Below are 22,138 nucleotides of genomic sequence, written 5' to 3'. Positions count from 1 at the left end.
CCGGTCCCCGGCCCCACCGCGTCCCATGCGCCCGCTCACCCCGATGGGTGATGCCGATCACACCCCGGCGCGAGCCAGCCGCCGGGCGAGGTACGGCGCGGTCACGCCGACGCCCGCGTCGGCGACCTCGCGGGGCGTCCCGGTGGCGACGACCCGGCCACCCGTGTCCCCGCCCCCGGGGCCGAGGTCGACGACCCAGTCGGCGGTGGCGATCGTGTCCAGGTCGTGCTCGACCAGCACCACCGTGTTGCCGCCGTCCACGAGGCGGTGCAGCTGGCGCAGCAGCAGCGCCGTGTCCGACGGGTGCAGCCCCGCGGTCGGCTCGTCGAGGACGTAGAGGGTGTGGCCGCGGTTCGCCCGCTGCAGCTCGGTCGCCAGCTTGATCCGCTGCGCCTCGCCGCCGCTGAGCTCGGTGGCCGGCTGCCCGAGCCGCAGGTAGCCGAGCCCGACCTCCTGCAGCGCCCGCAGCCCGCGCGCCGCGACCGGCACGTCGGCGAGGAACTCCGCTGCCTCGTCGACGGCCATGCCGAGGACGTCGGCGATGCTGCGGTCGCGGTAGGTCACCTCGAGCGTCGCGGCGTCGTACCGCGCGCCGTGGCAGGTCGGGCACGGCGCGTAGGTGCTCGGCAGGAAGACCAGCTCCACGGAGACGAACCCCTCGCCCTGGCAGGTGTCGCACCGGCCCTCGGCGACGTTGAAGGAGAACCGCCCCGCGCCGTACCCGCGCGCCTTGGCCTCCGGCGTGGCGGCGTAGAGCCGCCGGACCGCGTCGAAGAGCCCCGTGTACGTCGCGAGGTTGGACCGCGGCGTCCGACCGATCGGCCGCTGGTCGACCAGCACCAGCCGGTCGAAGCAGTCGACCCCGGTGGCCTCGCGGACGTCGAGGTCGCCGGTCACCGCCTGCTCCCCCTCCTCGTCCTCGGGGGCGGCCAGCCCGAGGTGGCGCCGGACCACCTCGGCCAGCACCTGGACGACGAGCGTCGACTTCCCGGACCCCGACGGACCGGTCACCGCGGTGAACGTGCCCAGCGGCAGGTCGAGGGAGACGTCCTGGAGGTTGTGCCGCGAGACGCCCCCGAGGTGCAGCCACCCACGCGGCTCCCGCGGCTCGTGCTCGAGGCGCTCGGCGCGGCCGAAGAGGTGGGCGCTGGTGACCGACTCCGCGACCTGCTCGAGGCCGGCCACCGGGCCGGAGTAGAGCACCTGCCCGCCGCCCTCGCCGGCGGCGGGGCCGATGTCGACGACCCAGTCGGCCCGGCGTACGACGTCCATGTCGTGCTCGACGACGAAGAGCGTGTTGCCGGCCGCCTTGAGCTGGTCGAGCACCGCGAGCAGCGGCTCGGCGTCGGCCGGGTGCAGGCCGGCCGACGGCTCGTCGAGCACGTAGACGACGCCGAAGAGCCCGGAGCGAAGCTGGGTGGCGATCCGCAGCCGCTGCGCCTCCCCCGGCGAGAGCGTGGTCGAGCCGCGCCCGAGCGAGAGGTAGCCGAGCCCGAGGTCGAGCAGCACCTCGATCCGCGCGACCAGGTCGGCGCTGATCCGGACGGCGGCGTCGTCGCTGTCGCCGACGGCCCACGGGCGCAGCAGCTCGGCGAGCTCGGTGAACGGCACCGCGTTGGCCTCGGCGATCGACACCCCGGCGAAGGTGACCGCGAGCGCCTCGGGCCGCAGGCCGCTGCCGCCGCAGGTCGGGCAGGTGCTGCTGCGCACGAACTGCAGCATCTTCTCGCGCATCTTCTCGCTCGGGGACCCGGCGAGCGTCTGCCGCACGTGCCGGCGCGCGCTGCGGAAGGTGCCCATGTAGTCGCGCCCGCCGCCGCCGTCCTTGTCCTGCGGGCGGATCAGCACCGCCGGCTGCTCGTCGGTGAACAGCAGCCACTGCCGGTCCTTCGCGTCCAGCTCGCGCCAGGGCCGGTCGACGTCGATGCCGAGGTTCTTCACGATCCGGCGCAGGTTGTGCGCCTGCCAGGCGCCCGGCCACGCGGCGATCGCCCCGTCCCGGATGCTCAGCGAGGGGTCCGGGACCAGCAGCTCCTCGGCGACGTCGTGGGTCACCCCGACGCCGTGGCACTCCGGGCAGGCGCCGGCGGCCGTGTTCGGCGAGAACGCCTCCGCGGCCAGGTGCTCGGCGCCCTCGGGGTAGGCGCCGGCGCGCGAGTAGAGGATCCGCAGCAGGTTGGACAGGGTGGTGATGGTGCCGACCGTGGAGCGGGAGCTCGCGGCGCCCCGGCGCTGCTGCAGGGCCACCGCCGGCGGCAGCCCGGTGATCTCCTCGACGTGCGGGACGCCGACCTGGTGCAGCAGGCGACGGGCGTACGGCGCGACCGACTCGAAGTAGCGACGCTGCGCCTCGGCGTACAGCGTGCCGAAGGCCAGCGACGACTTGCCCGATCCGGACACCCCGGTGAACGCGACGATGGCGTCCCGGGGGAGGTCGACGTCGACGTTGCGGAGGTTGTGCTCGCTCGCGCCGCGGACCCGCACGTACCCGTCGTCGCCCTGGCTGCTCATGGCCGCGACGCTAGCCGGGCCGCGGATGGTGCCCTGCGTAGGGTGACGAGGTGAGCCGTGTGGAGTCCTCATCCCCGTCCGCCACGGGCACCCGCGCCCTGGCGTGGGTGGTGCTGGCGGCGGCCCTGCTCGAGGTGGTCGCGCCGGTGGTCACCATCAACGGCCCCGGCAGCTCCCCCGGCGCGGGCAGCGGGCCGGACCTGCTGATCACGCCGGCCGGGTGGGCGTTCTCGATCTGGGGCGTCATCTACACCGCGGCGATCGTGCAGGCGGTCGTCGTGCTCGTGCGCGGCGCCGAGCGGGTGCCGCGCCGGCTGCAGGTGGACCAGGGGCTCCTGTACGCCGCCGGCGCCGTGTGGATCGTCGTCGCGGGCCTGGACAGCGCCGTGGCCACCGCCGCGGTGCTGCTGGTCATGCTGCTCGCCGCCCTCGACGGGGTCCTGACCGTGCGCCGGGCGGGCCTCGACGACCGCCTCGTGCGGCTCTCGACGCTGGTCGCGGTCGGCCTGTACGCCGGGTGGGTGACCGCCGCGTTCTTCCTCAACGTCTCGACCGCACTGGTCTCGCTCGACGCGACCGAGGCGGACGCGCTGCCGTGGCAGCTGGTCGTGCTGGCCGTCGCCGTGGCCACCCTGGCGGTGGTCACCGTCGCGACGCGGGGCAACCCGGCGTACGTCGCGGCCGGCTGCTGGGCGATGCTCGGCATCGCCGTCACCGGCGCGAGCGACGGCACCACCGCCGTCTGGGTGGTCGCGGCCTGTGCCGCGGTGCTGCTGCTGGCCGTCGCCCTCGTCGGTCGGCGGATCGCTTAGCTGCGGCGGACCCGGTCCTCGTACGCCGCGCGCGCCGCCGGGTCGGCGTGGTCCAGCGCCGAGTCGGCCCGCAACGCGCGGGCGGTCACCGCCTTGAGGCGGCGCGGCATCAGGTCCGCGCCCCGGGCGAGGGACTTGCTCCAGCGCGGCACCCACTGCTCGGCCGTGGGCCGGCGTACGGCGCGCTCGATGACCGCCGCGACGTCCTCCGCGCTCACCGGCTTGACCCCGCGGGCCGCGGGCACGCCGGCCGAGAGCTCGGTGGTCACCACGGTCGGGAGCACCATGGCGACGTCGACGCCGTACGGCGCGAGCTCGGCGCGGGTGGCCTCGGTGAAGCCCACGACGGCGAACTTCGAGGCCGAGTAGCTGGCCCCGCCGGCGAGCGCGACCCGGCCGACCGCGGAGGCGACGTTGACGACGTGCCCGTGGCCCCGCTCGACCATGCCGGGGGCGACGGCCTTGGTCCCGTTGACCACGCCGTGCAGGTTGACGTCGAAGATGCGGCGCGCGACCTCGGCGGGCTCCTCGAGCACCGGCCCGAGCGGCATGATCCCGGCGTTGTTCACCAGCACGTCCACGGGGCCCAGGTCCGCGACCGCCGCCAGGAACGCCGTCCAGGACGCGGGCTCGGTGACGTCGAGCGGCGCGGCGACCACCCGGGCACCGGTGCGTACGGCGAGGTCCGCCGCCGCGGTCGTCGCGAGCTCGGCGTCACGGTCGCCGAGGGCGACCCGGGCGCCGGCCCGGGCGAACCGCTCGGCGGTGGCGAGCCCGATCCCGCGGGCTCCCCCGGTGACGACCACGACGAGTCCGCGGAGCTCCGCGTGCCGGGTCATCAGTAGCCCAGCAGCTTCGCGGAGAGGTCGTTGAGCACCTCGGTGGCGCCGCCGCCGATGCCCAGGATCCGGGCGTCGCGGTAGTGCCGGTCGATCTCCGACTCGCGCATGTAGCCCATGCCGCCGTGGATCTGCACCGCCTCGCTGACCACCCACTCGACGGCCTCGACCGCGGTGCTCTTGGCCATCAGCGCGTCCAGGATGACGCCGGGGTCGGTCACCGAGGTGGCCAGCGACCGCTCGATGGCGGCCCGGGTGACGGTGCGCGCCGCCGCGGTGCGGCGGTGCATCTCGACCAGCTTGTGCCGGATGACCTGGCGGCTGACCAGCGGCTTGCCGAAGGTCTCCCGCTCCCGGGCGTGGCGGACGGCGAGGTCGAGCGCGCGCTGCGCGGTGGCGTACCCCTGCAGGGCCAGGCCGAGGCGCTCGTTGACGAACTGCTGCATCACCAGCACGAACCCGCCGTTCTCCTCGCCGACCAGGTTGGCGACGGGGACGCGGACGTCGGTGAAGCTGAGCTCGGCGGTGTCGGAGCAGTGCCAGCCCATCTTGCGCAGCGGGCGGGCGACCTCGAAGCCCGGCATGCCCTTCTCGACGACGAGCAGGCTGACCCCGCCGAACCCGGGGCCGCCGGTGCGGACCGCAGTGGTGACGAAGTCCCCGCGCACGGCGGAGGTGATGAAGGTCTTCGCGCCGTTGACGACGTAGTGGTCGCCGTCGCGGACCGCGCGGGTCGTGATGCCGGCGACGTCGCTGCCGCCGCCCGGCTCGGTGATGCCGAGGGAGCCGATCAGCTCGCCGGCGAGGGCCGGCCGGACGAACCGGTCGATGAGGTCGGCGTTCCCGCTGTCGATGATGTGCGGGACGGCGATGCCGTGGGTGAACAGCGACGCGATCACGCCGGAGCTGCCGCCGGCCGCGATGATCGCCTCGGTGACGATCGCGGTGTCGATCGCGTCCCCGCCCTGGCCGCCGACCTCCTCGGCGAACCCGACCCCGAGGATGCCCGCCTCGGCAGCGGCGAGGCTGAGCTCGCGCGGCAGCTGCCCCTCGTCCTCCCACCGCGGGAGGTGCGGCACGATCTCGCGCTCGGTGAACCGGGTGACGGCCTCGCGCAGCGCCAGTCGTTCCGGGGTGCTCCATGCGTCCATGACTGTCCTTCTCTTCCGGGTCGGGGGGTGGGCGGTCTCAGCGACCGGTCCAGCGGGGCGGTCGCCGCTCGGCGAAGGCGGCCACGCCCTCGCGGGCGTCGTCGGAGAGGAGCACCGGGCTGGCCAGCTCGCTCTGCCGGGCGAAGCCCTCCTCGGCGGTCCACCCCGGCGCGGCGTCGACGACCTGCTTGCCGACGCGCACCGACAGGGGTGCGTTGGCGGCGATCCGGTGCGCCAGGTCCAGGGCCGCGGTCAGAGCGGTCCCGGTCGGCACGACCGCGTTGATCAGGCCGAGCTCGGCGAGCCGGGCGGCCGGGAGCGGGTCGCCGACGAGCGCCAGCTCGAGCGCGACCGCCCGCGGCAGCCGGCTGCCGACGCGCCAGAGGCCGCCGGCCGCGGCGAGCAGGCCGCGCTTGACCTCCGGCAGCCCGAACGTCGCGCCCTCCCCGGCGACGACGAGGTCGGCGCAGAGCGCGAGCTCGAACCCGCCGGCGAGCGCGGGCCCCTCGACCGCGGCGACCATCGGCTTGGTGGGCGGCTCCGCGGTCAGCCCGAGCGGCCCGCGCCGGTCGGTGACCGGCACCTCGCCGCGGTGCGCGCCGGCCAGGTCCATGCCCGCGCAGAAGGTGTCCCCCGCGCCGGTCAGCACGAGCGCCCGGACGGTGTCGTCGGCCTCGGCATCGTCGACCGCGCGCTCGAGGAGCCGCGCCGTACGCAGGTCGACGGCGTTGCGGACCTGCGGCCGGTCCAGGGTGATGACGAGGACGTCGTCGCCGTCGCGCTCGGTGCGGACCGGGGCGGGCGGCGGGTCGGGCAGGTCGTGGCGGTCCTCGGAGAGCACCAGCCGGTCGTCGACGAGCCGGACGGTACGCCGCAGCGGGTCGCTGCCGGTGAGCAGCGCGATGTCCGCGGGGTCCTCGCGGCGCAGCAGCACCCGCGCGCCGGTCGGGTCGATCGCCGACACGACGGCGCCCTCCGAACGACCGCTGCGGTCGTGGGCGACGGTGACCGCCTCGACCACCGCGTCGCCGTCCAGCTCGGTGCGGACCGGGCGCGGCGGGGGGCGGTCGAAGGCCGGCGTCAGGTGCGCGAAGCGCGCTTCCGGGGGTGTGGCGGACCAGATGCCGAGCGCGTGCTTCGTGGCGTACCAGCCCAGCGAGCTGGACAGCCCGTGCTGCTCCGGGTGCTCGCGCAGCATCGGGACCATCGTGGACACCGCGTGCAGGCCGTAGTTGTTGCCGGGCCCGCCCGCGGAGGTGAGGCCGCCGGTGACGCTGAGCGGCCGGTCCGGGGAGTCCCACGGCAGGCCGAGCGCGTGCGCGGCGAGCTGGACGGCGGCCGGGAAGCAGGAGTAGAGGTCGATCGGCCCGAGGTCCTCGACCGTGAGGCCCGCGTGGCCCAGGACCGCTGCGCCCGCGGCGGCGATCGCCGGCGAGGCGGCGAGGTCGGCCCGCTCGGAGAGGAACCACTCGTCGGTCGTGGAGGCGCCCGCGTGCAGGAAGACCCACCGGTCCTGCGGGATCCCGAGGGCGTGCGCCGCGGCGACGCTGGTGACGACCACGCCGGCGGCGAGGTCGACCTGGAGGTTGGCGCACATCAGCTTCGTGTACGGGTCGGCGACCGCACGGTTCGCGGTCGTCGGGGTCGCGATCTCGGCGGCGGTCCGCTCGCGGGGGTCCCAGGCGAAGGGGTTCCCCGCGGCGATCGCGCTGTGCCGGGCCCACAGGCCGGCGATCCGGTCGCGGTGCTCGTCGGCCGGGGTGCCGGCCGCGCCGCGCAGCGCGGACTCCATCAGCGCGTAGGCGTAGATCGGGGCACCGAGCCCGACGCTGGTCTCGGGCTCGTTGTTGGCCGGCCGGTCCACGCCGATGACCCGGTCGGGGGCGGCGTCGGCGGGCTGGCGGGTCCAGTCCGGCTCCCGGCCCTGCGCCTGGAGGGCCGCGACGGTGGCGCCGGCCTCGGCGCCGCTGACCAGGACGACGCTCGCGCGGCCCTCGACGACCTGCTGCGCGGCGTCGTTCAGCGCGAGCTGGCCGCCGTCCCCGCCGTACGGCGAGGTCTGCACGGTGCCCGCCTCGTCGGCGCCCACCAGCCCGGCGACGAGGCCGGCCTGGTCGCCGTACGTCCAGGACGCGCTCGGGACCGCGTAGACCAGGTCGGCGCGGGCCAGCAGGTCGACGTCGGCACGGGCACCGGCGTCGGCCGCGGCTGCGCGGAGCGCCTCGACGGCCAGGGCGACCGGCTCCGTGGGGGCCGCGAGGTCCGGCTGCCGGCGGACGACCTGCCCGACACCGACCACGACCGGGGTGGAGGGGTCCAGCAGCCGCCCGGTGCGCTCGTGGCGCACCGGCTCGTCGGCGATCCGGGCCCGGCCACCGCCGCCGCCCTCGAGGAGCCCGGCGAGGATCACGAGTGAGTCGGCCAGCGCCTTCTCGACGCTCCGCACCGCGGTCAGCCCGACCGGGCCGCGCACGGGCGGGCCGTCGAGCGCGCCGTCGAGCCGTACGGCGGCGCCCCCCGGCGCCTCGGCCACCGTGCCCCACAGGCCGACGGTGATGCCCATCGGGCCGGTCCCGCGCAGCTCGAAGCCGGTCGCGTCGGCCCGCTCCACGCGCCACCGCGCCTGCGCGGGGATGTCCATGAGCGAGATCTGCTGGACGAACTCCTCGCCGGCCACCATCCGCGCCGGCGGCTCGCCGCGCCAGGACAGGTGCAGGGTCAGCCACTCGTGCGCCCGGCCGAGGTCGGTGATCAGCTCGACCGCCGCGGCCGCGGGGGCCGCGACCAGCCGCTGGGCGTGCACCCGCCGCGCGTAGTCGGCCGTGCCGGTGGGCTCCGGCACGTCGACGTCCGCCGGGGCGGGAGCACCGCCGCCGCCCGTCACCCGGTCGGCGAGGTCCTGCGCGACCACCTTCGCGGTCTGCGCGAGCACGGGGAGCAGGGTGCGCACCGCTCCGGCTGTGGACCTGCTGCGACGTACCCGGGACATCCTCGCCAACTTTCAGTCTGATCGGACTGTTTTGACGATCATCGGTCAGCCGGGCGCCGGTTGGCAAGCCGGGACCGGCCTCCGGACGGTTGTAGGGTCCGCCCATGGCGAGCCCGCGACGTACCCAGCAGGCGCGCTCCGCCGCCACCCGGGAGCGGCTGCTGGACGCGGCGTACGAGTGCCTCCTCGACGGCGGGTACGCCGCGACCACCGTCGGTCACGTGCAGCAGCGCGCGGGGGTCGCCCGCGGCACCCTGCTGCACCACTTCCCCACCCGCAGCGCGCTGATGGCGGCGGTCGTGGAGGACATCATCGAGCGGCGGCTCGAGGTGCTCACCGTGGCGCGCACCGACGACGACGCCGGGCCGACCAGCTGGGACGACCTCGTCGACCTGATCTGGCACGAGCTGCAGGGCCCGCCGTTCGCCGCCGCCCTGGAGCTCTGGGTCGCCGCCCGCACCGACCCGGACCTGCGCCGCGCCCTCGTCCCGCTCCAGGAGCGGATCTTCACCACCGTGCACCGCGGCGTCACACGCCTGGCCGGCCACGACCACCCCCGCACGCCGATGCTCGTGCAGTTCACCATCGACCTGCTGACCGGCTCCCACCTCGCCGGCATCCTGCACCCCCGCACCGGCACCTCCGCCGTCGTCGAGGCCTGGAAGCAAGCCCTCGCCGTCCTCGCCGCCGAGCGCCCCTGACGCCGGTGGTCGAGCAGCGAGGAGCGCCAGCGGACCCCGGCGGTCGAGCAGCGAGGAGCGCCAGCGACGAGCGATGTCGAGACCCCCGCAACGAAGGCAGGGCGCCCACCACCGCCGTACGTCGGCCCACCCGGTCTCGACAACGGTCAGGCGCTGCGCGCCTTCCCTGCTCGACCCCCGGTAGTCGAGCAGCGGCGAACGATGTCGAGACCCCCGCAGCCCACCTCCGACCCGGGCCACCACCGCCTGGAAAAACCTGGAAGATTCCTGTCCAACATGCGGTCTGACCTGCGGAAACAGTGGCCGGACTGTCGGCGGCGAGTGCTTGAGTAGACCCATGACAGCGGACCTCCGACCCACCCGACACCACCCGGTGTCGGCAGCGGTCGCGCGTCTGCACGCCGAGCTCGACGACCTCGCCGACGTGGCCTTGTTCGGGCTCGACCAGGACGAGACCGCCGAGACGCTGCGGTCGTTGACCACCCTGTCCGCGCGGGTTGCCGAGCTCGAGCTCCGCGTCGCCCTGCAGGCCGACCGCCACCACTGCGGCGACCGCACCGGCGCCACCGACACCGCCACCTGGTGGGCGGTGGAGACAGGGCAGACCCGACCCGTCGCCAAGGCCCGCCTCCGGCTCGCCCGCGACCTCGAGCAGCACGAGCCGACCGCGGCCGCGCTGCGTGAGGGCCACCTCGTCGTCGACCAGGCCCGAGCCATCACCGACGCCGTCGACGCCCTCCCCGACGACCTCGACCCCGCCCTCGTCGCCCGCGCCGAGCAGCACCTGCTGATCGAGGCGCTCGACCACGACGCACACGCGCTGCGCCTGCTCGGCAAGCGCCTGCTCACGGTCCTGGCCCCCGAGATCGGCGAGGAGCGCGACGCCCGAGCCCTGGAGCGGGAGGAGCGCGCCGCACGCGAGTCGGCCTGGCTCACCCTGTGCCACGACGGTCAGGGCAGCACGGTCGGGAAGTTCAAGATCCCGGCGCTCCACGGCGCGATGCTGCGCAAGATGCTCCTCGCGTTCGCCGCCCCCAAGCACCAGACCGCGATCCACGGAGCCGACTCCGGTGCTGACTCAGCCGAACGCCGGCCCGCACCCGAGCGGATGGGAGACCCCTTCTGCGAGCTCCTCGAACGGCTCCCCGCCGACCAGCTGCCCCAGCTCGGTGGCCTCAACGCCTCCCTCGTCCTCACCATGGACCACACCGGGCTCCTCGACGGTCTCAGGCCCGCGGTCCTCGACGACGGCACCCTGGTCTCCGCGGCCACCGCCCGACGCCTCGCCTGCGAAGCGGGTCTCATCCCGGCGGTGCTCGGCACCGACTCCGAGGTCCTCGACCTCGGCCGCACCGCACGGCTGTTCCCCCGGGCCCTGCGCATCGCCCTCAACCTCGCCCAGCCCACCTGCACCGCCGAGGGCTGCGACTGGCCGGCCTACCTCTGCCACTCCCACCACGACGAGAGCTGGGCCGACGGCGGCCCCACCGACCTCGCCAACGCCCGCAACCTCTGTCCACGCCACCACGCCCGCATCCACGACCCGGCCTACGAGACCAGTCGGCTCGCGTCCGGCGAGGTCAGGTTCCACCGGCGGACGTAGGCCGACCGAGCCAAGACGGTCAAACGTTGTAGGGGTCCGGCACGTCGGTCGGCATCTCGTCCGCCTCGCCGACCCGGATCGGGTGAGCCCGTCGTTGCAGCATGCGCTGGTGGGTCGTCGCCCCTTCGGGATCACGGCTCACGTCGGCGTTCCCGTCCGTCCCGACGAGCCAGATCAACCCACGAGCGTGGCCGGGACTGCGTTGCTCCGTCGCCTCGTCGTCCACGACGAGGGCGACGGCGTACGTCAGCGAGTCCGCCGCCTGCCGCTGTGCCCAGTCGATCACCTGGAGCACGTCGCGGCCCGTGATGTCGTAGGTGTCCGTGAACCCTTCGGTGCTGTCCGGACCGCTGCCGTGCAGGTACACCCGGAACGTCGGGGAAGACAGCTCCCAGTTGCTGTCGCGCTCGTCGACCTGGGCGATGCGGATGTCAGCCACCGACGAAGGGTGGCATGGTCGGCGACCGCTACGCCCGCTTCTGCTCGAAGGGCTGCCCCGTGCGGTGGCCTACGACGGCCCAGGTCGGATGAGGCCGCTCTGGTAGGCGGCGACCACCAGCTGCGCTCGGTCGCGTGCGCCCACCTTCATCATCGCTCGGTTCACATGGGTCTTGGCCGTCAGCGGAGACACGAAGAGGCGCTCAGCGATGTCGTCGTTGGTCAAGCCGTGAGCCACCAGGACGACCACCTCGCGCTCCCGGTCGGTCAATGCCGGCAACAGTGCTGAATCCGCGGCGCCAGGAGGCTCGGCCGCGACCGGTCTGGCGTACCGGCTGATCAGAGCCCTGGTCGCCTTGGGTGACAGCAGGGCGTCGCCGGCCGCCAGCGTCCTGATCGCGTGCACCAGGTCCTCGGGATCGACGCTCTTGCCGAGGAACCCGCTGGCACCGGCCTCGACCGCTTCGAGGACGTACTCATCGAGCTCGAAGGTCGTCAGGATGAGGACGCGGACGCCGGCCAGGTCCTCGTCAGCGCAGATGAGTCGCGTCGCACCCAGCCCGTCCAGCTCGGGCATCCGGATGTCCATCACCACGACGTCGGCTCGGGTCTCGCGGACCAGGTCGACCGCCTCCTGCCCGTTGCCGGCCTCCCCCACGACGCACATGTCCGGAGCGGAGTCGATCAGCGACCTGAAGCCCACCCGGATGAGCCCCTGGTCGTCCGCGATGACGACACGGATGCTCACCTGTCCAGCCCCGCTCGGTCGGGCAGTCGGACCGTCACCCGGAAGTGCCCATCAGGATCCTGCCGTGCCGCCATCTCCCCACCGACCGCAGCCACGCGCTCCCGCATCCCGACGAGGCCGAACCCGGCATCGGCCGCGGAGGGACGTACGGACTCCTCGCCATCGCTGGTGGGATTGGTGACCTCCAGCCCGACGTCGGTGGGCGCATAGCAAATGGTCATGGTGGCCTGCCCGGTTCCGTGCTTGTGGGCGTTCGTGAGGGCTTCCTGCAGGACCCGGTACGCCACGAGGTCAGCTCCCCCCGCGATCGCGCGAGGACTCCCCGACACCGACTGGGTGATGCTCAAGCCCGCGGACTGGAAGGAGGCAACCAGGTGGGGCACCTGATCCAGGCCGGGTGCCGGGGCGTGGGGGTCCACTGGCTCGTCCGGTTGGCGCAGGACGTTCAAGACGTCGCTCAGCTCATCGAGGATCGCTCGCCCCGCTTCCCGCACGTGCTCGATCGCCGTGAGTGCCGCCGGCGGGTCGGTGAGCACGAGATGACGAGCCACCGAGGCCTGGACGTTCACGATCGCCACGCGATGCGCGACCACGTCGTGGAGCTCGCGCGCGATGCGTAGCCGTTCCTCCGCGACGCGCCGGGCAGCCTCCTGCTCGCGAGACCGTTCCGCCCGCTCGGCGCGTTCCTCGACAGCGAGGACGTAGGCGCGACGGGACCGGACCGCCGTGCCGACGGCCGCCGCGACGGCGAACGACGAGACGTACTGAAAGGCCTGCGGGTCGAGCGGCCACGGGTCGGTCACCACCGCGACGGCCGCCGACACGATCGCCAGCGACGCCGCAAAGGCCCACACCGTGCGACGTCGGTCGTTCAGGACGGCGAACGTGTACAGGGCCACGAACGTCGTCAGGACGATCCACGACGCCCCACCCGCCAGGACGATGACGACCGCGGCCCCCACGGTGGTGCCCGCCAGGACGGCGCCGGGCCGCCGGCGACGGAAGGCGAGCACGGCGCAGGTCAGGATCGCGACCGGCGCGGCCGCGCCGGACAGCGAGGACCCGTCTGGGCGGTCCGGGTCCGGGACGAGGACCGCGACCGGCATGAGCCCCACCGCGAGCAGCGCATCGAACACCGCAGGGTGCCTCCGGTGGAGTGCGCGCAGCTCGCTGAGCCCTGTCATACGCGGAGCCTACGAACCACACCGGGCCGAGGCGTCGTCCGAGCGCAGTACACCCACGTACCGCCAGCGCGGTACCTGGACCCTCCGTGCCCCGTGCCCTGCTGCGCCGGCAGCAGACGCAGGTGTCTGCGCCTGCACGACGCGGGACGGCACGCCGGCCGAGCAGGCTTTCCTCGACGCCGGAAGCTCCGGTCACACGAGGAGAACACCATGATCGAACTACAGCACCTGACGAAGCAGTACGGCTCCAAGACCGTCGTGGACGATCTCTCCATCACCGTGAAGCCGGGTGTCGTCACCGGGTTCCTCGGGCCCAACGGCGCGGGGAAGTCGACCACGATGAGGATGCTGGTCGGGCTGGAGGAGCCGACCAGCGGACGCGCCACCGTCAACGGTCGTCCGTACCGCGCACACCCCATGCCCATCCGAGAGCTCGGCGTGCTGCTGGACGCCGCGGCCACGCATCCCGGCCGTTCCGCCCGCAACCACCTCCTGGCCCAGGCCCACACGCACGGGCTGCCGACGAGTCGCGTCGACGAGATGCTGGAGCTGGTCGGGCTCACCGAGGTCAGCAAGGACCGGGTCGGGGGCTTCTCGCTCGGCATGGGCCAGCGGCTCGGGATCGCCGGGGCGCTGCTCGGAGACCCCCAGACGGTCGTGCTGGACGAGCCGGTCAACGGCCTCGACCCCGACGGCATCCGCTGGATCCGTGAGCTGCTCCGCAACCTCGCCGCCGAGGGCCGAACGGTGTTCGTCTCCTCCCACCTGATGACGGAGATGGCCATGACCGCCGAGCATCTCGTCATCGTGGGTCGCGGGCGGCTCATCGCGGACCTGCCGGTCGCCGAGCTGATGAGCAGGTCCCTTCGCAGCGTCCGGGTCCGCAGCCCCCGAGCGGCTCAGCTGCAGCCGCTCCTCGCTGGCGACGGCGTCACCGTGACCACCGAACCGGACGGATCTCTCGACGTCATCGGCCTCACGCCCGAGCAGATCGGCGCCCGCGCCGGCGAGGCCTCGATCCCCGTGCACGAGCTGAGCAGCAAGCAGGCGTCTCTCGAAGAGGCGTTCATGGAGCTCACCCGAGACGCCGTCGAGTACGCCGGCGAGACCACCGCGACCGTTCATCCCACCGACGAGAGGGCAGCCCGATGAGCACCCAGCCACGCCGCATCACGATGCGCAACGTCATGCGCTCGGAATGGACCAAGATCAGGTCGGTACGAAGCAACCTGGTCACGCTCGCCGCTGCCGCAGGCGCGCTCCTGTCCATCGGACTCATCTTCTCCGCCATGGTCGGTGGCGTGATCGGGAACCCACCGGCGGACGCCGGGGACGACCCCGCCGGGGTGGCCCTCGCCGGGGTCCAGGTCGCGCAGCTCGTCATCGGCGTGCTCGGCGTGCTCGCCATCACCAGCGAGTACAGCACCGGGACGATCCGGACCACGCTCACTGCTGTTCCGTCCCGGCTCCCCGTGCTCTGGGCCAAGGTCACGGTCGTGGCCATCGCGACGTTCTCCGCGCTCGGGGCGAGTGCCCTCGTCGCGTTCCTCGCCGGTCAGGCCCTGATCGGCAGCGGCGACGTCACCACCGCGACCCTGGGCGACCCCGGCGTCCTCCGTGCCGTCCTGGGTGTCGCTGCCTTCCTCACGGGCACCGCCCTGCTGGGGCTCGCTCTGGGTGCCCTCCTGCGGAGCACGGCGGGGGCGATCTCGACGCTGTTCGGGCTCATCTTCGTCCTCCCCGGCCTCGGCTTCCTCCTGCTCCCGGCGAGCGGGCGGGACGACGTCCTCCAGTACCTGCCGTCCATGGCCGGGAGCTCCTTCACCTCGGTGGCGCCGGACCCGTCCCTCCTCAGCCCGGTCGTCGGTGCGGCGGTCTTCGGGGCATGGATCCTCGTCCCCCTCCTGGGAGCCGCTGTCGCGTTCCTGCGTCGACCGGTGTGACCGCGCCAGCGGGTGTCTCCCGGGGTCAGTCCCGCCGGCAGCTGACCAGCACGCCGACGACGAGCTCGTCGCGGATCAGCCCGACGATCGTCTCCTGCTGGGACTGCGCCCGCTGCCAGCGCTCGTCGTCGCGGTGCCGGCGCTCGATGACGTCCTCCACCCGGGCGGCGGCCTGGTTCCAGTCCTCCGGGGTCTCGGGGAGGTCGGCGAGCAGCGTCTCCTCGACCAGCGTCAGGCCCGTCGCCCGCAGGTCGTCGGCGAGCTCGGACCGGGTCGGGAAGTGGTTCCCCTCCGGCTGGTCGGGGAGGGACTCCACGGCGCGCGTGTAGACCAGCAGGCCGACCGCGCCGCCCGGGACCACCGCCCGGCGCAGCTCCGCGAGGTAGGCCCGCTTGTCCTCGATCGTGCACAGCACCCCGAGCGACCAGGCGGCGTCGAAGGCCTCGTCCGGGAAGGGGAGCGCCAGCCCGTCGGCGACCACGACCGGGTTGTCGAAGAGCCGGCTCGCGGCCCGGCAGGCGCCCTCCATCGGCTCGGCCAGGACCGGACGTACGCCGAACGACCGGGCGGCGTACTCCGCCGGCCCGCCGACGCCGGCGCCGGAGTCCAGGAGCCGGGTCCCCGGCGCGAGGCCCAGGGAGGCGCCCAGCCAGTCGAGCCCGGCCGGGCTGCCGCTGCCCCGGCACGCGGCCGGCAGGGCGTGGTCCTGCCCCAGCTCCGCGACCGCGGTCGCCGTCCACCAGGCGACGGTGTCGAACTCGTCGGCCATCGGTTCTGCTTCGCTCATCGGCCCTCCCGGATCCGGTGGCCGATCTCGGCCTTGATCTGCGCTCCGGCCAGCACGCCCGCGCCGGAGGCCAGCCCCGACAGGTTCACGCCGGCCACACCCTCGATCGCCAGCAGCGCCCGCGCCTCGCCCACCGCCGCCTCGATGCCCGCCGCCCGTACGTCGGCCGCACCGAGCACCCGCTCCACCTGGGCGGGGTCGACGTGCAGGCCGGGGAAGTTCTGCAGGACCCGGGCGGACCGCTCGTCGGTGTAGACGGCCACCGCCGCGATCACCGGGATCGTCAGGCCGAGCCCGCGGGCGGCGGCGACGAACGACGCCACGCCCTCCGGGCTGCCCACGTGGTTGAGGACGGCGAGGTGGGCGCCGGCCCGCTGCTTCTCCACCAGCCGAGCCGGGCGCAGGTGCCGCGGAGCCGCCTCCGGCGCTTCGGGCACCGCCACCGCGTGCCCGGCCCGGCACGCGAGCGCCGCGAGCTGGGTCCCGTCGAGGTCGAAGACCTGGGTGACGTCGGACCGCACGCCCTGGGCGCGCACGTCCCCGGTCACGCACAGCACCCCGTCGACGCCGGCGACGGCGAGCCCCGCCAGCTCCTGCTCGAGCACCAGCCGGTTGCGGTCGCGGCACGCGAGCGTCACCCAGGCAACGCCGCCGGCCTGGGCGATCAAGGCGGCCATCAGGGTCGGCGGGAAGTCCGGCCGGTTCTGGTGCTCACCGACGAGCACGGCGTCGCACGACCCCGCGAGCGTCTCGGTGACGGCAGCGACCCCGTCGGGGTCGTACGCCGCGATGGTCAGGTCCGTGAGCACCACCGGGCCGCGCTGCGCCGCCGCCAGCAGCGCGCTCTCCGGCGCGCCCGGCGACCGGGGCTCCTGCTCCCACCGCACGACCTGCGCGTCCGGCCCCGCGAACGGGCAGGGTCGCGCGTCGAGCTCGCACGAGGCGTCGTCCCGGACCCCACCGCACGGGCCGTACGTCATCGCCTTCGGGCAGCCGGTGACCTCGGCGAGCACCGGCCGGGTCGCCGTCACAGCGCCGGACCGGGAGCGGGGCAGCGGCGCGGGAGGTGCACGCCGCAACCCTAGTCGCGCCTCTGGATCCGCGAGCTCGCGAGGAGTAGACACAGCCCATGTCGGTGGAGCCGGTGCCCGCGTCGATCACCCTGGACCCGCAGTTCCGGGTCGGGACCGTGGACCGGCGCCTCTTCGGGTCCTTCGTCGAGCACCTGGGGCGCTGCGTGCACACGGGCGTCTTCGAGCCCGGGCACCCGGCCGCCGACGCGCGGGGGTTCCGCACCGACGTGCTGGAGCTGGTCCGCCGGCTCGGCACCACGGTGGTCCGCTACCCCGGCGGCAACTTCGTCTCCGGCTACCGCTGGGAGGACGGCGTCGGGCCCCGCGAGCAGCGGCCGACACGCCTGGACCTGGCGTGGCACAGCACCGAGACCAATGCGTTCGGCACCGACGAGTTCCTTGCGTGGTGCCGGGCGGCGCAGGTCGAGCCGATGCTGGCGGTGAATCTCGGGACCCGTGGCGTCCAGGAGGCGGTGGACCTGCTGGAGTACTGCAACCACCCGGGCGGCACCCGGCTCTCCGACCTGCGCCGGGCCCACGGCGCGAGCGCGCCGTACGACGTCCGCCTGTGGTGCCTGGGCAACGAGATGGACGGTCCCTGGCAGATCGGGCACCGGCCCGCCGCCGACTACGGCCGGCTCGCGGCGGCGACCGGGCGCGCGATGCGGCTGGTCGACCCCGGCATCGAGCTGGTCGCCTGCGGGAGCTCAAGCCCAAGCATGCCGACGTTCGCGACGTGGGAGGCGGCGGTGCTCGAGGAGTGCTTCGACGTCGTCGACCACGTCTCGCTGCACAGCTACCACGACCCGAGCGGCCGGACGCCGTCCGCGTACCTCGCCGGCGCGCACGCCTTGGACCTCGCGATCGGGTCCGTGACCGCGACCGCGGACCACGTGGCCGCCCGGCTCCGGTCCCGCAAGCGCCTCGGCGTCGCCGTCGACGAGTGGAACGTCTGGTACATGAGCCGGTGGACCGACCCCGACCCCGACGCCTGGCCGGAGGCGCCGCCGCTGCTCGAGGACACCTACGACGACGTCGACGCGACGATGGTCGCGAGCCTGCTCGTCACCCTGCTGCGGCACGCCGACCGGGTCGCGATCGGTTGCCTGGCCCAGCTCGTCAACGTGATCGCGCCGATCCGGACGGACCCCGGCGGGCGGGCCTGGACACAGCCGACCTTCGCGCCGTTCGCCCGGATCGCGGCCGCCGCGCGCGGCGGCGTGCTGCGCGTCGAGCCCCGGGTCGCGACGTACGAGGCCGAGTCGGGCGACGTGCCGCTGCTGGACGCGGCCGCGACGTACGACGACGCGACCGGGCGCCTCTCCCTGGTCCTGGTCAACCGGTCCGAGGACGCGCCGGTGCGGACGACGGTCGACGCGCGCGGCTTCCCCGGCCTGGTGCCCGAGGGACGGCTGGAGCTGGAGGTCGCCCCGCTGTCCTGGTCGGTCGTGGAGCTCGCGCCGGACCGGTGAGCGCGGGTCAGGTGATCACCGGCAGGCCGCCGGTCACGGCCAGCACCTCGCCGGTGACGTACGCCGACTCCGCGGACGCCAGGTAGACAAAGGCGCCCGCGACCTCCACCGGCTGGCCGGCGCGGCCCATCGGGGTGTTCTCACCGAAGTGCTCGACCATCTCCTCCGGCATCGTGGCGCGCACCAGCGGCGTCCAGGTCGGCCCCGGCGCGACGGAGTTCACCCGGATCCCCTGCTGCGCCGCCGACCACGCCAGTGCCCGGGTGAACGTCGCGATGCCGGCCTTGGTGGTGGCGTAGTCCAGCAGCTCCGGGGACGGCGAGGACGCCTGGACCGAGGAGGTGTTGATGATCGAGGAGCCCCGCGGCATGTGCGGCAGGGCCAGCTTGCACAGCCAGAACATCGCGTAGAGGTTGGTGCGCATCGTGCGGTCGAACTGCTCGGTGGTGATGTCGGCGATCCCGCCGGGCTGGGCCAGCTGGTGGGCGGCGTTGTTGACCAGGACGTCGATCCGGCCGTGCTCGGCCACCGTCCGGTCAACCAGGTCCCGGCAGGCCCGCTCCTCGGTCAGGTCGGTCGGCACCAGCAGGATCTCCCGCCCCGCCTGGCGCACCAGCTCCGCCGTCTCCTGGGCGTCCTCCTCGTCGCTCTCGAGGTAGCAGATCACCACGTCGGCGCCCTCGCGGGCGAAGGCGAGGGTCACCGCACGCCCGATCCCGGAGTCGCCCCCGGTCACCACGGCCACCTTGTCGCGGAGCCGCCCGTGCCCCTCGTAGCTGTCCTCGCCGTGGTCGGGCCGCTCGGCCATCGAGGCGGTGAGGTGCGGGTCGGTCACAGCCGGTCGCCGTACGTCTCGAGGGCGTTCAGCGCCTGCACCCGGTCGCGCATCGCCGCCGGCAGCGTGCCGAGGACGTGGCGCGGGTCGTCGAAGTCCCAGTGCGGGTAGTCGGAGCTGAACATCAGGGTCCGCTCCGCGTGGGCGATCTCGAGCAGCGTGTGCAGGTGGCTGCGCCGGCGCGGCTCTGGCATCGGCTGGGTGGTGAACCGGACGTGGTCGACGAGGTACTCGCTCGGCAGCCGCGTGATCCACGGGACCTCGTCCCGCAGGCCCTTCACGTTCTTGTCCAGGCGCCACATCACGTCGGGGATCCAGCCCAGCCCACCCTCGGTGATCACCACCTTGAGCCCGGGGAAGCGCTCGAAGACCCCGTGGCAGACCAGGCTGATCACGTTGGCCTGGAAGACCTGGCTCAGCCCGGTGTGCCACTCGACGTAGTACGTCGGGGTCCCGCCCGCCATCGGCGGGGAGGTGCGGAAGATGCCCTCGCCGGAGTTGGGGTGCACCGCGACCGGCAGCCCGAGCTCGGCCGCGGCCTCGTAGATCGGGTAGTAGTGCCGCTGCCCCATCAGGATGTTCGTCAGCGGCAGCAGCACCCCGACGTACCGCTCGTCCTGGCCCGCGCGGCGTACCTCCTCCGCGGCCTGGGCCGGGTCCTGCGCGCCGACGACGAGGTAGCCGCGGTAGCGCTCGTCCGCGGCGAACCAGGTGGCCGCGAGCCAGTCGTTGTACGCCGAGGCGATCATCGCGGCGGCGTCCGGGTCCGGCATCGCCCCGAGGCCGAGCACCTCGCCCCCGATCAGCACCGCGCGGTCGATGCCGTTGCCGTCGAGCAGCTGCTGCGCCGTGAACGCGGGGTCCGAGCCGGGCGCCGACCCGTCGGGGGCGCGGGCGTCGTCGCGCAGCACGCCGGACTGGTTGACGTAGAGCAGGTTCCGCGGGATCGAGACCGCCTCGCGGTGGCCGACCGTCGACAGGCTGCGCCGCTCGTCCAGGCCCAGCCGCCGCTGGGCGCTGCGGGACAGGAACGGCCGAAGGTCGCCCATGCCGCCCTTGGTGATCGGGTGCACGTCGCAGTCGACGAGCCGGTAGCGGCCCGGCGACCCGTCGACGCCGGTCTGCTGGTCGAGCAGTTCGGTCATGTGCACTCCTGTGCGGCAACCCGTTGCGGAAGAGGACCCCGAGGCGTCAGAGTCATGCATAGCAAATCGTTTGGCATGCGCGATAGAGGCAGCGAGGAATCCATGGAAGTCCGCGTGGGCACGGTCGAGGAGGTGCGTCGTGCCGGGTGCCGGATCGTCGAGATCGGCGGCCGAGACGTCGGGGTGATCAGCGTCGGCGAGGAGTTCTTCGCGATCGGCGACAAGTGCCCGCACCAGGGCGCCTCGATGTGCGCGGGCTCGCTCAGCGGGACCATGGTCGCCTCCGCGCCGCACGAGTACGTCTACGGCCAGGACGACCGGGTGATCCGCTGCCCCTGGCACGGCTGGGAGTTCGACCTCGAGACCGGCCGCTCCCTCCTCGAGCCCCAGCGCAGCGGCCTGCGCACCTACCCCGTCACCACCGACGACGGCCACGTGGTCGTGCACGCCTGAGCGAGCTCCCGGGGCGACGTACGTCGGGGTAGTCCGGCACGTTCCGGTCGTGATCGGGGGCCGTCAACGACCGAAACGTGCCGGACTACCCGCCAGACCCCACCTCGAGGAAACCCCCGACCAGGGGGTTGCCGGGAGCGCGGGCTGCGTCCTACCGTCAGGAGCAATTCGATTTGGGTGACGCTCGTCACAGGCCGTTCCGAGACGGTCGCAGCCCGCGGAGGAGTCCTCATGTCCGAGTCCGTCCAGCTGGACCGCCGATCACTGCTGCGGGGGGCCGCGGGGGGCGCCCTCGCCCTCACCGCGGCGGGCGGCGCGTCCGGGATCGCGCTCACGGGGACCGCCGAGGCGGCCGTCGCGGAGCGGATCCCCTCCACCGGCCGTCCGCCGCTGTGGAAGCAGGCCGACCGCAAGGGCCTGGTCTTCGGGTCCTCGATCGCGACCTGGCAGCTCGACCGGACCTACCCGCGGCTGCACGCGCGCGAGGCCGGCCTCCTGTTCACCGAGGACGACCTGCTCTGGTACCAGCTCAAGCCGGGCCCCGACGAGCCGCTCAACTTCGGCCCGGGTGACCAGATCATCGGCTTCGCGGACCGCCACGACCAGCGGGTGATCGCCGCCCACCTCGCCTGGGACGAGGGCTTCGGCGAGGGCTGGACCGAGGAGGACCTGTGGGGCCTGCGCCGCCGGGAGGCCAAGAAGCTGCTGTACGGCGTGATCCGCCGCGAGGTGCGGCACTACCGCGGCCGCGTCGACGGCTGGATCGTTGCCAACGAGGTCACCGACCCGGAGGAGGCCGACAAGCACGGGTTCCGCACGAACGTGCCGTGGTACCAGACCATCGGCCCCGGCTACATCGCCCGGAGCTTCGACATCGCGCAGGAGCAGGACCCGAAGGCGCTGCGGATCATCAACGAGTTCGGCTTCGAGACCGTCAACGAGTGGGGCGACCGCCCCGAGCCCCGCCGCCGCGCATACCTCAAGGCGATCGACCGCCTCCTCGACCGCGGCGTCCCGGTCCAGGCGGTCGGCGTCCAGGGCCACCTGCTCGCCGACGGCTTCCACCGGAAGTTCCACGAGCGGGGGTACCGCGCCTTCCTGCGCGAGCTCGCCGACCGGGACCTGCCGATCCTGATCACCGAGATGGACGTGCTCGACGAGGGGCTGCCGAAGGCGCCGGAGCGCCGGGACCGCGCGGTCGCCGACGTCTACCGGCACTACCTCGACGTCACCCTCGACGAGCGCGCGGTGAAGGCGGTGATCGCCTTCGGCCTCACCGACCGCTACAGCTGGCTCGACGAGGACCAGCCGCGCGAGGACGGCGCCCGACGCCGCCCGCTCGCCTTCGACGCGCGGCTGCGCCCGAAGCCGGCGTACGCCGCGATCAGCAACGCGTTCCGCAACGCCCCCGATCGGCGCCGGCTCTGGCGGCCGAAGAAGGGCCGCTGATCGCC

At 73.9% G+C, this 22,138-nt stretch carries 19 protein-coding genes; 8 read left to right on the top strand and 11 right to left on the bottom strand.

The features are described from left to right. Positions 1–57: 57 nt before the first annotated feature. Positions 58–2,511, bottom strand: a complete 2,454-nt coding sequence (gene uvrA, locus H4O22_RS01050; protein ID WP_182525282.1) for an excinuclease ABC subunit UvrA — start codon at positions 2,509–2,511, stop codon at positions 58–60. Between the two features lie 50 nt (positions 2,512–2,561). Here uvrA and H4O22_RS01045 point away from each other — a divergent pair, with 50 nt between their 5' ends. Next, positions 2,562–3,323 (top strand): hypothetical protein, encoded by a 762-nt coding sequence (locus H4O22_RS01045; protein WP_182525281.1) that lies wholly within the window; start codon positions 2,562–2,564, stop codon positions 3,321–3,323. On the opposite strand, the gene H4O22_RS01040 is transcribed toward H4O22_RS01045, so the two are convergent. The 3 genes from H4O22_RS01040 to H4O22_RS01030 are packed head-to-tail and all read right to left on the bottom strand — an operon-like array spanning position 3,320 to position 8,263. Further along, complete coding sequence (locus H4O22_RS01040) at positions 3,320–4,162, bottom strand: SDR family oxidoreductase (RefSeq protein WP_182525280.1); 843 nt, start codon at positions 4,160–4,162, stop codon at positions 3,320–3,322. The two genes, H4O22_RS01045 and H4O22_RS01040, sit on opposite strands and share 4 nt — an antisense overlap. Then, on the bottom strand, positions 4,162–5,313 hold the full coding sequence (locus H4O22_RS01035) for an acyl-CoA dehydrogenase family protein (protein ID WP_182525279.1): 1,152 nt from the start codon (positions 5,311–5,313) through the stop codon (positions 4,162–4,164). Before H4O22_RS01035 ends, H4O22_RS01040 begins: the two co-directional genes overlap by 1 nt. A 37-nt stretch (positions 5,314–5,350) precedes the next feature. Beyond that, the gene (locus H4O22_RS01030) at positions 5,351–8,263 is read right to left on the bottom strand and encodes a crotonase/enoyl-CoA hydratase family protein (protein WP_182525278.1); all 2,913 of its coding nucleotides are present in this window, start codon (positions 8,261–8,263) and stop codon (positions 5,351–5,353) included. Positions 8,264–8,406: 143 nt separating this feature from the next. On the opposite strand from H4O22_RS01030, the gene H4O22_RS01025 reads away from it, so the two are divergent. Both H4O22_RS01025 and H4O22_RS01020 read left to right on the top strand, forming a co-directional pair. Continuing rightward, positions 8,407–9,003 (top strand): TetR/AcrR family transcriptional regulator, encoded by a 597-nt coding sequence (locus H4O22_RS01025; protein ID WP_182525277.1) that lies wholly within the window; start codon positions 8,407–8,409, stop codon positions 9,001–9,003. A gap of 337 nt (positions 9,004–9,340) precedes the next feature. Next, positions 9,341–10,606 carry an HNH endonuclease signature motif containing protein gene (locus tag H4O22_RS01020; protein WP_182525276.1) on the top strand — a complete coding sequence of 422 codons (1,266 nt, stop codon included), beginning with the start codon at positions 9,341–9,343 and terminating at the stop codon, positions 10,604–10,606. A 19-nt stretch (positions 10,607–10,625) separates the two neighbouring features. Here H4O22_RS01020 and H4O22_RS01015 read toward each other — a convergent pair whose 3' ends face one another. The 3 genes from H4O22_RS01015 to H4O22_RS01005 all read right to left on the bottom strand — a co-directional run bounded on the left by H4O22_RS01015 (position 10,626) and on the right by H4O22_RS01005 (position 12,976). After that, positions 10,626–11,045 carry a hypothetical protein gene (locus H4O22_RS01015; RefSeq protein ID WP_182525275.1) on the bottom strand — a complete coding sequence of 140 codons (420 nt, stop codon included), beginning with the start codon at positions 11,043–11,045 and terminating at the stop codon, positions 10,626–10,628. Between the two features lie 69 nt (positions 11,046–11,114). Beyond that, a complete protein-coding gene (locus tag H4O22_RS01010; protein WP_182525274.1) occupies positions 11,115–11,792 on the bottom strand; it encodes a response regulator transcription factor in 678 nt (225 codons plus the stop codon). Further along, complete coding sequence (locus tag H4O22_RS01005) at positions 11,789–12,976, bottom strand: sensor histidine kinase (protein WP_425325969.1); 1,188 nt, start codon at positions 12,974–12,976, stop codon at positions 11,789–11,791. The genes H4O22_RS01010 and H4O22_RS01005 overlap by 4 nt, the downstream gene beginning before the upstream one ends. Positions 12,977–13,186: 210 nt before the next feature. Between H4O22_RS01005 and H4O22_RS01000 the strand changes: the two genes are divergently transcribed. Together H4O22_RS01000 and H4O22_RS00995 are read left to right on the top strand one after the other, a co-directional pair. Next, positions 13,187–14,128 carry an ABC transporter ATP-binding protein gene (locus H4O22_RS01000; RefSeq protein ID WP_182525272.1) on the top strand — a complete coding sequence of 314 codons (942 nt, stop codon included), beginning with the start codon at positions 13,187–13,189 and terminating at the stop codon, positions 14,126–14,128. Further along, positions 14,125–14,919 (top strand): ABC transporter permease, encoded by a 795-nt coding sequence (locus H4O22_RS00995; RefSeq protein WP_182525271.1) that lies wholly within the window; start codon positions 14,125–14,127, stop codon positions 14,917–14,919. The genes H4O22_RS01000 and H4O22_RS00995 overlap by 4 nt, the downstream gene beginning before the upstream one ends. Positions 14,920–14,944: 25 nt before the next feature. On the opposite strand, the gene H4O22_RS00990 is transcribed toward H4O22_RS00995, so the two are convergent. Both H4O22_RS00990 and H4O22_RS00985 read right to left on the bottom strand, forming a co-directional pair. Beyond that, positions 14,945–15,706 carry a class I SAM-dependent methyltransferase gene (locus H4O22_RS00990; RefSeq protein WP_182525270.1) on the bottom strand — a complete coding sequence of 254 codons (762 nt, stop codon included), beginning with the start codon at positions 15,704–15,706 and terminating at the stop codon, positions 14,945–14,947. Then, on the bottom strand, positions 15,703–16,737 hold the full coding sequence (locus H4O22_RS00985; protein WP_220451238.1) for a methylenetetrahydrofolate reductase: 1,035 nt from the start codon (positions 16,735–16,737) through the stop codon (positions 15,703–15,705). Before H4O22_RS00985 ends, H4O22_RS00990 begins: the two co-directional genes overlap by 4 nt. Before the next feature lie 98 nt (positions 16,738–16,835). Here H4O22_RS00985 and arfA point away from each other — a divergent pair, with 98 nt between their 5' ends. Continuing rightward, a complete protein-coding gene (arfA, locus tag H4O22_RS00980; RefSeq protein WP_182525269.1) occupies positions 16,836–18,251 on the top strand; it encodes an arabinosylfuranosidase ArfA in 1,416 nt (471 codons plus the stop codon). A gap of 7 nt (positions 18,252–18,258) precedes the next feature. On the opposite strand, the gene H4O22_RS00975 is transcribed toward arfA, so the two are convergent. Together H4O22_RS00975 and H4O22_RS00970 are read right to left on the bottom strand one after the other, a co-directional pair. Further along, a complete protein-coding gene (locus H4O22_RS00975) occupies positions 18,259–19,086 on the bottom strand; it encodes an SDR family oxidoreductase (RefSeq protein ID WP_244963056.1) in 828 nt (275 codons plus the stop codon). Further along, positions 19,083–20,231, bottom strand: coding sequence for an amidohydrolase family protein (locus H4O22_RS00970; RefSeq protein ID WP_182525268.1), 1,149 nt, complete (start codon positions 20,229–20,231; stop codon positions 19,083–19,085). Before H4O22_RS00970 ends, H4O22_RS00975 begins: the two co-directional genes overlap by 4 nt. Before the next feature lie 102 nt (positions 20,232–20,333). Between H4O22_RS00970 and H4O22_RS00965 the strand changes: the two genes are divergently transcribed. Both H4O22_RS00965 and H4O22_RS00960 read left to right on the top strand, forming a co-directional pair. Further along, positions 20,334–20,684 carry a Rieske (2Fe-2S) protein gene (locus H4O22_RS00965; RefSeq protein ID WP_182525267.1) on the top strand — a complete coding sequence of 117 codons (351 nt, stop codon included), beginning with the start codon at positions 20,334–20,336 and terminating at the stop codon, positions 20,682–20,684. Between the two features lie 231 nt (positions 20,685–20,915). Continuing rightward, positions 20,916–22,133 (top strand): endo-1,4-beta-xylanase, encoded by a 1,218-nt coding sequence (locus tag H4O22_RS00960; RefSeq protein WP_182525266.1) that lies wholly within the window; start codon positions 20,916–20,918, stop codon positions 22,131–22,133. Positions 22,134–22,138: the final 5 nt, after the last annotated feature.

Origin of the sequence: Nocardioides dongkuii, from assembly GCF_014127485.1 — a bacterium.
Taxonomy (GTDB): Bacteria; Actinomycetota; Actinomycetes; order Propionibacteriales; family Nocardioidaceae; genus Nocardioides; species Nocardioides dongkuii.
The sequence above is the reverse complement of the archived record's forward strand: the minus strand, read 5'-3'. Positions and strand labels throughout refer to the sequence as shown.

Excerpts from the sequence above, each read along its gene's own strand:
- H4O22_RS00960 (WP_182525266.1), top strand. The coding sequence starts at position 20,916 with ATGTCCGAGTCCGTCCAGCTGGACCGCCGATCACTGCTGCGGGGGGCC.
- H4O22_RS01020 (WP_182525276.1), top strand. The coding sequence starts at position 9,341 with ATGACAGCGGACCTCCGACCCACCCGACACCACCCGGTGTCGGCAGCG.
- H4O22_RS00995 (WP_182525271.1), top strand. The coding sequence starts at position 14,125 with ATGAGCACCCAGCCACGCCGCATCACGATGCGCAACGTCATGCGCTCG.
- H4O22_RS01005 (WP_425325969.1), bottom strand. The coding sequence starts at position 12,976 with ATGACAGGGCTCAGCGAGCTGCGCGCACTCCACCGGAGGCACCCTGCG.
- H4O22_RS00990 (WP_182525270.1), bottom strand. The coding sequence starts at position 15,706 with ATGAGCGAAGCAGAACCGATGGCCGACGAGTTCGACACCGTCGCCTGG.
- H4O22_RS01000 (WP_182525272.1), top strand. The coding sequence starts at position 13,187 with ATGATCGAACTACAGCACCTGACGAAGCAGTACGGCTCCAAGACCGTC.
- H4O22_RS01040 (WP_182525280.1), bottom strand. The coding sequence starts at position 4,162 with ATGACCCGGCACGCGGAGCTCCGCGGACTCGTCGTGGTCGTCACCGGG.
- H4O22_RS01035 (WP_182525279.1), bottom strand. The coding sequence starts at position 5,313 with ATGGACGCATGGAGCACCCCGGAACGACTGGCGCTGCGCGAGGCCGTC.
- H4O22_RS00970 (WP_182525268.1), bottom strand. The coding sequence starts at position 20,231 with ATGACCGAACTGCTCGACCAGCAGACCGGCGTCGACGGGTCGCCGGGC.
- uvrA (WP_182525282.1), bottom strand. The coding sequence starts at position 2,511 with ATGAGCAGCCAGGGCGACGACGGGTACGTGCGGGTCCGCGGCGCGAGC.
- H4O22_RS01025 (WP_182525277.1), top strand. The coding sequence starts at position 8,407 with ATGGCGAGCCCGCGACGTACCCAGCAGGCGCGCTCCGCCGCCACCCGG.
- H4O22_RS00965 (WP_182525267.1), top strand. The coding sequence starts at position 20,334 with ATGGAAGTCCGCGTGGGCACGGTCGAGGAGGTGCGTCGTGCCGGGTGC.
- arfA (WP_182525269.1), top strand. The coding sequence starts at position 16,836 with ATGTCGGTGGAGCCGGTGCCCGCGTCGATCACCCTGGACCCGCAGTTC.